We start from the raw sequence: 12,405 nt of genomic DNA, 5'->3' as shown, positions 1-12,405 counted from the left end.
TATGAAATTAGAAAAAATATTGAAAGAACAAAAAATAAAGTATACAATAGTACCAACACCCAGACAGCTTTCAAGCTGCTGTGGTATTTCAATAATGTATAATAAAGAAGATGAAAATGAAATAAAAGATCTAATAGTTATACACAATGTGAAAACTTTAGGTATTCACTCTGTGGATAGAAAGGTAACAAATCCATACTTGTAAATAGAAAATTTTAAATGGGGAATGGGAAAGTGAGTTTTCTATTCTCCATTTTATTTAAATGGAGGTTTTTAATGTTTTACATTGGAATAGATATAGGATCAACAGCTTCAAAAGTTTGTATTTTTAATGATGATGAAATTAAAGAAACTTTTGTTTTGCCTACTGGATGGAGCAGTGTAAAAATTGCGGAAGATATAAAAGTAAGATTAAAAGAATTAAATTTAAACAAAGAGAATTGTAGAATTGTTGCTACAGGTTATGGTAGAGTTTCTGTACCTTATGCGGATAAAACTGTTACAGAAATAACATGTCATGGTAAAGGAGCATACTACATTTTAGGTGAAGATTGTACTGTTATAGATATAGGAGGACAGGATACTAAGATAATAACTGTACAGAATGGAAAAGTAACTAATTTTACAATGAATGATAAGTGTGCAGCAGGTACAGGTAGATTTTTGGAACTTATGGCAAATACTTTAGGACTTAATATAACAGAAATGTGTAAAATGTCACAGGAAGGAGACGGGGTAACAATAAGTTCTATGTGTACAGTTTTTGCAGAATCAGAGGTTATAAGTTTAATTGGAAGTGGAAAAAGGAGAGAGGATATTGCCTCAGGAGTGGTAGATTCTATTACGAGTAAGGTAAAATCATTATGTCAAAAACACTCAGATAGCTTTAATTATTTTTTAACAGGTGGATTAAGTGAAAATAAATATATAATAGAAAAATTATCTGAAAAACTTCAATTAAAAGTTAGATCTAGTGAATTAGGTAGATATGCAGGAGCTATAGGAGCAGCATTAGCAGCAAAAGATCTTAATTAAGAACTTAGCATATATAAATGATAGTATTCTAATTAGTGTTAAGGTGTATGAAAAAATAAGATGAAAAGATGTTGACTGCATATTTAGTTTATGATACAATGAACAAGATAAAAAATTAAATATAAGATTTTTTTATAACCTTTAAAACTGATACAGTGAGATCAGGAAGGCAAAGTGAGAAAAAATGTAATTGAAATTATTTGAGGAATCATGCCTTCTTTATCTTTATAAAGGAAGGCATTTTTTATACCTTTAAATTTAGCACAGAGAGGCTAAGAAGGAGGAGATATTATGTTAAAAGGTAGAAATTTAATAGACCCTATGGATTTTTCATTAGAAGAATTAGAGGAAATTTTCAAATTAGCAGATCAAATTATTGCAAGTCCGGAGGAATTTGCCCATGTTTGTCAGGGTAAGTTACTAGCCACACTATTTTATGAACCAAGTACAAGAACTAGATTCAGCTTTGAAGCAGCAATGTTAAGGCTTGGTGGTCAAATTATAGGATTTTCAGAACCAAATTCAAGTTCAGTTGCAAAAGGAGAAAGTGTAGCTGATACTATAAGAACAGTAGCATGTTATGCAGATATAGTTGCTATGAGACATCCTAAAGAAGGAGCACCTAAAGTTGCAGCTATAAATTCACCTATACCAGTTATAAATGCTGGAGACGGAGGCCATCAGCATCCAACACAAACACTTACAGATCTATTAACAATTAAGTCTATAAAAGGCAGTTTATCAAATCTAAAAATAGGTCTTTGTGGAGACTTAAAATTTGGAAGGACAGTTCATTCATTAATAAAGGCTTTGTCTAGATATGAAAATAATGAATTTGTTTTAATAGCTCCTAAAGAACTTAAAATCCCTGAATATATAATTAAAGAATTAAATAAAAACAATATAAAGTATAAAGAAGTAGAAAAGTTAGAAGATGTTATTGGAGAATTAGATATACTTTATATGACAAGAGTTCAAAAAGAAAGATTCTTTAATGAAGAAGATTATATAAGACTTAAAGATAGTTATATATTAGATGAGCTAAAAATGTCTAAGGCATCAAAAGATATGATAGTTCTGCACCCTCTTCCAAGAGTTAATGAAATATCTTATGAAGTAGATGAGGATCCTAGAGCATGTTATTTTAAACAAGCTAAATATGGAATGTACGTAAGAATGGCATTAATTGCTAAACTCTTAGGTGTTAAATAGGGTTGAAGGGGGAAAATATAATATGTTAACAATAAATAGTGTGAAAAATGGTATAGTAATTGATCATATAAAGGCTGGACATGGAATAAAAATATTTAATTACTTAGGTTTAGATAATGTAGACTATTCAGTTGCATTAATAATGAATGCAGAAAGTAAGAAGTGTGGGAAGAAAGATATAATAAAAATAGAGAATATTTTAGAATTAGATCTTAAAGTTTTAGGCTTTATAGATCCTAATATAACTATAGATATAATAGAAAATGAAACTATAAAAGAAAAAATAAAATTAAAGCTGCCTGAAAAGGTTGAAAACATAATAAAATGTAAAAATCCAAGATGTATAACTTCTGTAGAAAGAAATTTAACTCATGTATTTCATTTAGTTGATGAAGAACATGGTGAGTACAGATGTTTATATTGTGACGAAACCTACAAAGTTTCAGATATGTAGAACTGCATACAGTTTATAAGTTTATGGTTCACAGCTAATGTATTAGCTGTGAACTTAAAACTGTATACCTTAAGCTGAAAGAGAGGGGATATTTATATGGAACTGTTAATAAAAAACGCAAAAATAGTAGATTGGTCACAAAGTTTTATTGGAGATGTTTATATAAATAAAGGTGTAATTTGGGAAATAGGTAAAAGCTTAAATAATAATTGTGAAACTATAGATGCTAAGGGGTTAACCTTATTACCATCTTTTATAGATTTACATGTACATTTTAGAGAACCTGGTTTCACAAATAAAGAAGATATCGAAAGCGGAAGCTTAGCTGCAGCTAAAGGTGGATATACTATGGTAAATCTTATGGCTAATACTAAACCTGTATGTAGCAATATGGATACTATAAATTATGTTTTGAATAGAGCTAAAGAAGTAGGAATTATAGATGTTCATCAGGTAGCAAGTATAACAAATAATTTTGATGGAAGAGATATAAGTCATTTAGATAATTTACATTCTTCTGTAAAAATCATATCAGAAGATGGAAATGACGTAATGGATAGCAAAGTTATGCTTAATGCAATGGCTAAAGCAAAGGAAAAAGACAAAATTGTTATGTGTCATTGTGAGGAACATTTACTTAGTAAAGTAGATACAAGGTTATCAGAAAATACAATGACCTGGAGAAATATATCACTAGCAAAATTTACAGGTTGTGCAGTTCACATAGCGCATGTAAGTACAAAGGAGTCTATGGAGTATATAATAGAAGCTAAAAAGAATGGTATTAATGTAACTTGTGAAGTTACACCACACCATATAGCACTTACGAATAATAACTATAGAGTTAATCCACCTATTAGAGAAAAAGAAGATGTGGAATTTTTAATAAAGGCTATAGAAGAGGGCTGGGTAGATGCTGTGAGTACAGATCATGCCCCTCATACTGCGGAGGATAAGAAAAATGGTTCACCTGGAATATCGGGTATAGAAACAGCTTTCGCAGTATGTCATACAAAGCTTGTTAAAGAAAGAGGAATAAGTTTAAGTAAGCTTTCAGAAATAATGTCTAAAAATCCAGCTCATATAATGGATGTTAAAAAAGGCCAGATAAAAATAGGATACGATGCAGATTTAGTTTTAGTAGATACAGAAAAACAATATAATATATGTTCTGATGCTTTTAGATCAAAAGGTAAAAATACACCTTTTGAAGGAAAAGAAGTTTATGGAAGTGTGGTAAGAACATTAAAGGCTGGAAAAACAATATTTAACCAAATATAAAAAGTCCAGTAAATGGGAAATGGAGCTGTGATTAATGATAATAGATAGATTATATGAAAGTGTAGAAAAAAAGGGCCATGTGTGTGTTGGTATAGATACTGACATAGAATATATTCCTAAATGGGTAATGGATAAAAATAATTCAATAGAAGATGCTATTTTTGAATATAATAAAAATATAATAGATGCAACTTTAGATATAGCTAGCTGTTATAAAGTTCAAATAGCATATTATGAAGCATTAGGTATATCAGGATTAATGGTTTATAAGAAAACTCTTGAATATATAAGAAATAAAAAAGCTATAGTAATTGCAGATATAAAAAGAGGAGACATAGCTAAAACAGCTGAGATGTATGCTAAAGCACACTTTGAAGGTGATTTTGAAAGTGATTTTTTAACTCTAAATCCATATATGGGTTTAGATGGAATTGAGCCTTACTTACCTTATGTAAAGAATAAAGAAAAAGGTTTGTTTTTATTAGTTAGAACATCCAATAAAGGTGCTGAAGATATACAGTATATAGATACAAAGAAAGAAGAAAAGGTTTATAGTGTAGTAGGCGAAAAAATACAACAAATAGGCAATGAATGTATGGGAAGTTGTGGGTATAGTTCTATAGGCGGAGTTGTAGGCTGCACCCATGTAGAAGAAGGAATAAAACTTAGATCTGATTTAAATAAGATGTTTTTTCTTATACCTGGTTATGGGGCACAGGGAGGAAAGGCTGAAGATGTAGCTCTTTATCTTAAAGAAGGTAATGGTGGAGTAGTTAATTCTTCAAGAGGAATATTGCTTGCTTATAAAAAGGTGGAGAATGGAGAAAAGAATTATGCACAATATGCAAGAGAAGAAGCTATAAGAATGAGAGACGATATACTTAGCAAATTGAATGTTAATAACTAAAATAATATGCAATAATCATTTTAGGAACGGAGAATGATTTATGGAAAATATAAAAATGAATTATTCAACTGAAAAAGTTTATGAAAATGTTGAGATAGAAGATGGAATATACAAATTAACTATTAAGGGAAACTTTAATGGAAAGCCTGGTCAGTTTTATATGTTAAGAAGTTGGAATAGAGAACCTCTTTTATCAAGACCTATAAGCATAAATCATATAGATAAAGAAAAAATAGTTTTTTTATATCAGGTAGTTGGTGAAGGAACTGAAACTTTAAGTAGACTAAAGAAGTTTGAAGATGTGGAAATAATGGGACCATTAGGAAATGGATTTGATATAGATAATATAAAAGGAAAAGTAGCTATAGTTTCAGGAGGTATAGGAACTGCTCCTATGCAGTATGTAGCGGAAACACTTAAAGAGTGCAGCATAGATTTATATGCAGGCTTTAGAGATAAAAGTTATATTATTGATGAATTTAAGCAAGCTGTTGAAAATATAAAAATATCTACGGAAACTGGAAGAGAAGGATATAAGGGGTATATAACAGATATATTTAAGCCTGAACTTTATGATGTAGTGTTGTGCTGTGGACCAGAAGTTATGATGAATAAAGTAGCTAAGTTATGCAAAGATAAAAGCATAAAAGTATATATTTCCATGGAAAAGCATATGGCATGTGGAGTAGGAGCATGCTTAGTATGTACTTGTAAGACAAAACATGGAAACAAAAGAACCTGTAAGGATGGTCCAGTGTTTTTAGGAGAAGAAATTTTATAGAGTTGACAAAGGACAGAGGACAGAGGACAGTGAAGGTGAGTTTTCCTCCTTACGTCAGAAAACTAATTTATTTTAAATCTTATTTTGCTAACGCAAAACAATTTTGGAATTTATATACGTCAGCAATGTTTCGCTTTAGCGAAACGATCTATCCAAAACTTAATTAAAGATTTTTCGTAGTGTAACGGAGAAAAATCCTCCTTCACTGTCCTCTGTCAATTGTCCTTTGTCCTCTGAAAAAGTTGTGTCGCAATGTGCTCATAAGTAGAAATTTTGTATGTATGAAAGTTGAGTTATTAGTTAATAGTTGAGAATGGAGAATTAAGATGAATGTGAATATATGTGGAGTAGATTTGAAAAATCCAGTTATTGCTGCATCAGGTACTTTTGGATTTGGTGAGGAATATGCTAACTTTTATGATGTGTCAAAATTAGGAGCAATATGTACTAAAGGTCTTACACTAAATCCAAAGGAAGGAAATGATGGTGTAAGAGTTTGTGAAACAAGAAGTGGTATGTTAAATAGTGTAGGACTTCAAAATCCAGGGGTTGATCATTTTATACAGTACGAACTTGAAAATATGAAAAAAATTGATACTGTTATAATAGCCAATTTAGGTGGAGCATCTGTTGAAGATTATATAAATGGTGTAGAAAAGCTGAATAATACAGATATAGACATGTTAGAACTTAATATATCCTGTCCTAATGTTAAATCAGGAGGAATGGCTTTTGGTATTAAGTCAAAAGTTGCTTATGAAGTAGTACACGAAGTTAAAAAGGCTTGTAAAAAACCTTTGATAGTAAAGCTTTCTCCTAATGCAGAAGATATAGTAGATATGGCTTGTAAGTGTTGTGAAGCAGGAGCGGATTCAATATCACTTGTGAATACTTTTAAAGGCATGGCTATAGATATTAACAAAAGAAAACCTGTATTTGATAATATATCAGCAGGGCTTTCAGGACCAGCAATAAAACCTATAGCACTTAGAATGGTTTATGAAGTTAGCAAAGCAGTAAATGTTCCAGTAGTAGGACTTGGAGGAATAAGCAGCTTTAAGGATGCTATAGAATTTATTATGGCAGGAGCCAGTGCAGTTCAAGTTGGAACAGCAAACTTTATAAAACCAGATATATGTTTGGATATTATAAATGGAATAGAAAGCTATATGAAAAAAGAGAATATAAAAGACTTAAGTGAAATAAGAGGAATTATATAGAATTCAATATAATGGAGGAATTTATAATGGAAAATACAGATAAAATGGTTATAGATACATTAAAGGAAGTAGGAGCACTTCTAGAGGGACATTTTCTTTTATCATCAGGAAAACATAGTGATAGATACTGTCAGTGTGCAAAATTATTACAATATCCTGATAAGGCTGAAAAAGTTTTAAAAGTAGTTGCAGATAAGCTTAAAAATGTAGACTTTGATATTATAGTAGGACCAGCTATGGGAGGAGTAGTTGTATCTTATGAATTGGCAAGACAAACAGGAAAACCTGGAATATTTGCTGAAAGACAAGATGGAGCTATGACTATAAGAAGAGGCTTTGAAATAAAGAAAGGTCAGAAGGCTATAATATCAGAAGATGTTATAACTACTGGTAAATCATTCTTAGAAGTAGCTGAAATTATAAAGGGTTTAGGCGGCGAAGTAGTTGGAATAAGTTGTATAGTAGATAGAAGAGCAGAAGGGGTAGAAATAGAGTACCCTTTGTATAGTGCTGTAAAATTACAAATTGAAAGTTATGACAAAGAAGAATGTCCTATGTGTAAACAGGGCACTCCATATGTAAAACCTGGCAGCAGGAATATTAAATAGCTAAGTATTTTTCTTTATATATATTTTTATTTTAGACCTCAAACTATTAAAGTTTGGGGTCTGTTTTTATGTTATGCAAAAATTTTAATTAAATAAAATCATAATAGCATTTTTATTTATAAGCTTTTATTGACAACAAATCGGTGGTGTGATATTCTATGTGTAAATATTAATGAATATGAATAAAAATAAATAACTGTTGATGTCTTAACTAATAAAAGGTGAGTTTAACTTATGAAAGGCGAAAAGCAAAGATTTATTTTATGTATAATTTATGTATAAACACTAATTCTAAAGTGAAAAAATTTAATCCTTCTGCCATATGCAGGAGGTTTTATTTATAAAAAAGTGTAGAGGAGTATATAAAAATGAATGGATTATTGTATTTAGAAGATGGCAGTATATATGAAGGAAAAGGATTTGGTAAGAGTGGAACTTCTGTAGGAGAGCTTGTTTTTAATACTTCTATAACAGGATATCAGGAAATACTTACAGACCCATCTTACGCAGGACAGGTAATAACAATGACTTATCCCCTAATAGGAAACTATGGAGTAAATAGTTTTGAAGATGAGTCTTATAAAATACATGCAAAAGGTTTGATTGTTAAAAGCATATCCAATAATCCATCTAATTATTTAAGTGAAAATACTGTAGATGAAATGCTTAGAAAGATGAATGTAGTTGGAGTATATGATTTAGATACAAGAAGTATAACTAAAAAGGTAAGAAGCAAAGGGGCTATGAAATGTGTAATATCAACAAAAGAATTAAATAAGAAACAGCTTAGTGAATATTTAAATGAAGCAGAACTTGGAGAAAATTTTATGGAAGAGGTTAGTACAAAACAACCTATTCATATAGCAGGAAAAGGAGCTAAGGTTGCTGTTATAGATTTTGGAGTAAAGTCAAATATAATAGAAAATTTAAAACATAGAGAATGTGATATAACAATATTACCTTATAATACACCTTATGAAGAAATAGTAAAACTTAATCCACAAGGAATTCTTTTAAGTAATGGACCTGGAGATCCTAAAGCAGTAAAAGAAGGAATAAATTTAATTAAAGATGTGATAAATAAGTATCCAGTATTCGGAATATGTTTAGGCCATCAAATGTTAGCTTTAGCAGTTGGTGGAGATACTTACAAGATGAAGTATGGTCATAGAGGTGGAAATCATGGGGTTTATGATATAGAAAAGGATAGAGCATATATAACATCGCAAAATCACGGTTATGCAGTTGATACTGAAAGTGTAAAAGAAAAGATGATTATAACTCATATTAATTTAAATGATAATACAGTAGAAGGTATGAGACATAAAGAACTTCCTGTATTTTCTGTGCAGTTTCATCCAGAAGGAGCACCAGGACCACAAGATTCAGCATATTTGTTTGATAAATTTATAGAATCAATGAATGAGTAATTAAAGGTTGCAAAACAGGAGGTAGAAATAATGGCTTTAGATAAAAATTTAAAAAAGGTTTTAATATTAGGATCAGGTCCAATAATAATAGGTCAGGCTGCTGAATTTGATTATTCGGGAACTCAAGCTTGCAAAGCTATAAAAGAAGAAGGAATAGAAACTATACTTATAAATAGTAATCCAGCAACAATAATGACAGATAGTAATATAGCAGATAAAGTTTATATAGAACCCTTAAATTTAGAATGTGTAAGGAAAATAATAAAGAGAGAAAAACCAGATGGAATTTTAGCAGGTTTTGGAGGACAAACTGCTTTAAATCTTGCTATGGAATTAAAAGAAAATGGTGTACTGGATGAATATGAAGTAAAGCTATTAGGAATAAATAGTGAAGCTATAAAAAAAGCAGAGGATAGAGAAGAATTTAAAAAATTAATGATAGAAACTAATCAACCTATACCTATGAGTATTATAGCTACTAATGTAGATGAATGTGTGGATTTTGTAAATAAATATGGCTTTCCAGTAATAATAAGACCTGCATATACACTTGGAGGAACTGGCGGTGGAATAGCTGAAAACATGGCTGAACTTTTAGAAATATGTGATTTAGGAATAAAAATGAGTCCTATAGGTCAAATACTTTTAGAACAAAGTGTAGCAGGATGGAAAGAGCTTGAATATGAGGTTATAAGAGATGGAAAAGATAACTGTATAATCATATGTAACATGGAAAATATAGATCCTGTAGGTATACATACAGGTGATAGTATAGTAGTAGCACCTTCACAAACTTTAAGAGATAAAGAATATCATATGCTTAGAAAAGCAGCTATAGATATAATAAGAAGTCTTAAAATAGAAGGCGGATGTAATATACAATTTGCATTAGATACAGAAAGTAGTAATTACGTTGTAATAGAAGTTAATCCTAGGGTTAGCCGTTCCAGCGCATTGGCTTCAAAAGCTACAGGGTATCCTATAGCGAAAATAGCATCGAAAATAGCTATTGGATATAGTTTAGATGAATTGAAAAATTATGTTACTGGAACTTCTAGTGCTTGTTTTGAGCCAACTTTAGATTATGTAGTAACAAAAATACCAAAGTGGCCTTTTGATAAGTTTAGCAAAGCAGAGAGAATGTTAGGAACTCAAATGAAGGCTACAGGAGAAGTAATGGCAATAAGCAGAAACTTTGAAAGTTCTTTATTAAAAGCTGTAACATCATTAGATGGAAAGTTCTCTACTTTAAAGATTGACAAGATGGAACAAATGACTATAGATGAACTTATAGAAAAGATAAAAATGCAGGATGACCAAAGAATATTTGCTGTAACAGAGGCTTTAAGAAAAGGAGTTACTGTAGAAGAACTGCATAATATAACTAAAATAGATAGGTGGTTTTTAAATGGCATAAATAATATTGTCATTATGGAAAATAGATTGAGAATAGAAGAAATGAATGCCACTCTTTTATATGATGCAGAAGCTATGGGATTTATAGAAGAAGAAATATATAGGATTTCTGGATCATCTAAAGAACAGGTAGATGATTTAAGGGTTAAAAATAATATATATCCAGTATATAAAATGGTTGATACTTGTAGTGGAGAATTTGAAGCACAAACACCTTATTATTATTCATGCTATGAGGATGAGGATGAAAATATAATAACTGATGATAAAAAGGTATTAGTAATAGGTTCAGGACCTATAAGGATAGGACAGGGAATAGAATTTGATTACTGCTGTGTACATGGTGTATGGGCTATAAAGGAAGCTGGGCATAAAGCAATAATAATAAATAATAATCCTGAAACAGTAAGTACTGATTTTGATACAGCAGATAAGCTTTATTTTGAACCACTTCACATTGATGATGTAATGAACATTGTTAACAAAGAAAAGGTAGAAGGTGTTATAGTTCAGCTTGGTGGACAGACATCTATAAATTTAGCACAAAAACTTTATGAAAAGGGTGTGAAGATATTAGGAAGTTCTTTTGAAGCTATAGATCTTGCAGAAGATAGAGATAAGTTTAGAAGGTTTTTACAGGAACTTAATATTCCATCACCAACGGGAGCAGCAGTTACAAATATAGAGGAAGCTTATAAGGTAGTAGAGGAGCTTCAATATCCAGTAGTAGTTAGACCTTCATATGTAATTGGAGGACGTGCTATGGAAGTTGTATATGACAAAAAAGGACTTACAAAATATATGAATGAGGCAGTTCAGCTTTCAACAGATCATACCATTCTTATAGATAGATATGTTAAAGGAACAGAAATAGAAGTTGATGCTATATGTGATGGCGAGAATATATTAATGCCAGGAATAATGGAGCATGTTGAAAGAACAGGAGTACATTCAGGAGATAGTATAACAGTATATCCTTATATCACTTTAAAAGAAGCAACAATAAATACATTAATTGAATATACAAAAAAAATAGCGAAGAATATGAACATAATAGGGCTTGTCAATATACAATATGTATTTGATGGAAACAATGTATATGTAATAGAAGTTAATCCTAGAGCATCAAGAACAGTACCTATACTTAGCAAAGTTACAGGAGTTCCAATGGTTAAAATAGCTGTAGAAGTTATGCTAGGGAAAAAATTAAGTGAGCTTAATTATGGTACAGGTCTTTTAAAGAACAAAGATTTATTTGCTGTAAAAGTACCTGTTTTTTCAGGAGAAAAGTTAGCTGATGCAGATATGTATTTAGGACCAGAAATGAAATCTACAGGAGAAGTACTTGGAGTAGACAATACTTTAAGTAAAGCTATATATAAGGGATTTAGTGCATCTGGTGTGAATATAGTTACAGAAGGAAGTGCGTATGTATCACTAAAAGACGTGGATAAAAAAGAAGGAATAGAAATAATAAAGGATTACTTAAATTTAGGATTTGATTTTTATGCTTCAGAAGGAACGGGGGAGTATTTAAAGGAGAATGGGATAGACTGTGAAGTAATAAATATGGATCAAGTTTCAGAACTAATAGTAGAAGGAAAAATAAATATGCTTATAAATACTCCAACTAGAGGTAACAATCCTGAAAGTGAAGGATTTAAACTAAGACGTAAGGCTGCAGAATACAAAGTACCAGTGTTTACATGTATAGATACTGCAAAAGTATTTTTGACAGCTGTGAATATTAAGAAAAATGATGAAGAAGTAGATTATATGAGTATGTCAGAATATTTAAATTAACAGGGAGGGGTATCGGGCAAGAATCTGAATTTATAGAATTTAGAATAATGTTAAGTTTAGCTCTTATTTAGAAGCCGTGAAAGTAGGGCGTAGTGCCCTGTTTTCACGGCTTTTGGTACATATAAATAAGATATGATTCTTAAAATTGTATTTCAAAATAAGCAATTTGGTAGGCAATTTCAATTTTGAATTTTGAGACATATTGAGGTTGTATTATTAATAACAAAAAATTATTATTATTATTTAAACTTTTGAGTT

Annotated in this window: 11 protein-coding genes; all 11 read left to right on the top strand. The window is 30.6% G+C overall.

Features of this window, described 5'->3' with window-relative positions:
• Position 1: 1 nt before the first annotated feature.
• The 11 genes from HBE96_RS11090 (at position 2) to carB (ending at position 12,147) form a co-directional block, all read left to right on the top strand.
• Positions 2 to 205, top strand: a complete 204-nt coding sequence (locus HBE96_RS11090; protein WP_243186906.1) for a putative Se/S carrier protein — start codon at positions 2 to 4, stop codon at positions 203 to 205.
• A gap of 71 nt (positions 206 to 276) precedes the next feature.
• Positions 277 to 1,035, top strand: coding sequence for an acyl-CoA dehydratase activase (locus tag HBE96_RS11085; RefSeq protein WP_169297834.1), 759 nt, complete (start codon positions 277 to 279; stop codon positions 1,033 to 1,035).
• A 291-nt stretch (positions 1,036 to 1,326) separates the two neighbouring features.
• Positions 1,327 to 2,247, top strand: a complete 921-nt coding sequence (pyrB, locus tag HBE96_RS11080) for an aspartate carbamoyltransferase (RefSeq protein ID WP_169297833.1) — start codon at positions 1,327 to 1,329, stop codon at positions 2,245 to 2,247.
• Between the two features lie 22 nt (positions 2,248 to 2,269).
• On the top strand, positions 2,270 to 2,701 hold the full coding sequence (locus HBE96_RS11075; RefSeq protein WP_169297832.1) for an aspartate carbamoyltransferase regulatory subunit: 432 nt from the start codon (positions 2,270 to 2,272) through the stop codon (positions 2,699 to 2,701).
• 96 nt (positions 2,702 to 2,797) lie between these two features.
• Complete coding sequence (locus HBE96_RS11070) at positions 2,798 to 3,982, top strand: dihydroorotase (RefSeq protein ID WP_169297831.1); 1,185 nt, start codon at positions 2,798 to 2,800, stop codon at positions 3,980 to 3,982.
• Positions 3,983 to 4,016: 34 nt separating this feature from the next.
• Complete coding sequence (pyrF, locus tag HBE96_RS11065) at positions 4,017 to 4,889, top strand: orotidine-5'-phosphate decarboxylase (RefSeq protein WP_169297830.1); 873 nt, start codon at positions 4,017 to 4,019, stop codon at positions 4,887 to 4,889.
• A 49-nt stretch (positions 4,890 to 4,938) separates the two neighbouring features.
• Positions 4,939 to 5,670 carry a dihydroorotate dehydrogenase electron transfer subunit gene (locus HBE96_RS11060; RefSeq protein ID WP_342590176.1) on the top strand — a complete coding sequence of 244 codons (732 nt, stop codon included), beginning with the start codon at positions 4,939 to 4,941 and terminating at the stop codon, positions 5,668 to 5,670.
• A 326-nt stretch (positions 5,671 to 5,996) separates the two neighbouring features.
• Positions 5,997 to 6,890, top strand: coding sequence for a dihydroorotate dehydrogenase (locus HBE96_RS11055; RefSeq protein ID WP_169297828.1), 894 nt, complete (start codon positions 5,997 to 5,999; stop codon positions 6,888 to 6,890).
• Positions 6,891 to 6,916: 26 nt separating this feature from the next.
• On the top strand, positions 6,917 to 7,498 hold the full coding sequence (gene pyrE / locus HBE96_RS11050) for an orotate phosphoribosyltransferase (RefSeq protein WP_169297827.1): 582 nt from the start codon (positions 6,917 to 6,919) through the stop codon (positions 7,496 to 7,498).
• A 368-nt stretch (positions 7,499 to 7,866) separates the two neighbouring features.
• On the top strand, positions 7,867 to 8,928 hold the full coding sequence (gene carA, locus HBE96_RS11045) for a glutamine-hydrolyzing carbamoyl-phosphate synthase small subunit (protein ID WP_169297826.1): 1,062 nt from the start codon (positions 7,867 to 7,869) through the stop codon (positions 8,926 to 8,928).
• A gap of 30 nt (positions 8,929 to 8,958) precedes the next feature.
• A complete protein-coding gene (gene carB, locus HBE96_RS11040; protein ID WP_169297825.1) occupies positions 8,959 to 12,147 on the top strand; it encodes a carbamoyl-phosphate synthase (glutamine-hydrolyzing) large subunit in 3,189 nt (1,062 codons plus the stop codon).
• The last annotated feature ends 258 nt before the right edge of the window (positions 12,148 to 12,405 follow it).

Origin of the sequence: Clostridium muellerianum (genome assembly GCF_012926525.1) — a bacterium.
Taxonomy (GTDB): Bacteria; Bacillota; Clostridia; order Clostridiales; family Clostridiaceae; genus Clostridium_AM; species Clostridium_AM muellerianum.
The sequence above is the reverse complement of the archived record's forward strand: the minus strand, read 5'-3'. Positions and strand labels throughout refer to the sequence as shown.

Excerpts from the sequence above, each read along its gene's own strand:
- HBE96_RS11085 (WP_169297834.1), top strand. The coding sequence starts at position 277 with ATGTTTTACATTGGAATAGATATAGGATCAACAGCTTCAAAAGTTTGT.
- HBE96_RS11055 (WP_169297828.1), top strand. The coding sequence starts at position 5,997 with ATGAATGTGAATATATGTGGAGTAGATTTGAAAAATCCAGTTATTGCT.
- carB (WP_169297825.1), top strand. The coding sequence starts at position 8,959 with ATGGCTTTAGATAAAAATTTAAAAAAGGTTTTAATATTAGGATCAGGT.
- HBE96_RS11075 (WP_169297832.1), top strand. The coding sequence starts at position 2,270 with ATGTTAACAATAAATAGTGTGAAAAATGGTATAGTAATTGATCATATA.
- carA (WP_169297826.1), top strand. The coding sequence starts at position 7,867 with ATGAATGGATTATTGTATTTAGAAGATGGCAGTATATATGAAGGAAAA.
- pyrB (WP_169297833.1), top strand. The coding sequence starts at position 1,327 with ATGTTAAAAGGTAGAAATTTAATAGACCCTATGGATTTTTCATTAGAA.
- pyrF (WP_169297830.1), top strand. The coding sequence starts at position 4,017 with ATGATAATAGATAGATTATATGAAAGTGTAGAAAAAAAGGGCCATGTG.
- pyrE (WP_169297827.1), top strand. The coding sequence starts at position 6,917 with ATGGAAAATACAGATAAAATGGTTATAGATACATTAAAGGAAGTAGGA.
- HBE96_RS11070 (WP_169297831.1), top strand. The coding sequence starts at position 2,798 with ATGGAACTGTTAATAAAAAACGCAAAAATAGTAGATTGGTCACAAAGT.
- HBE96_RS11090 (WP_243186906.1), top strand. The coding sequence starts at position 2 with ATGAAATTAGAAAAAATATTGAAAGAACAAAAAATAAAGTATACAATA.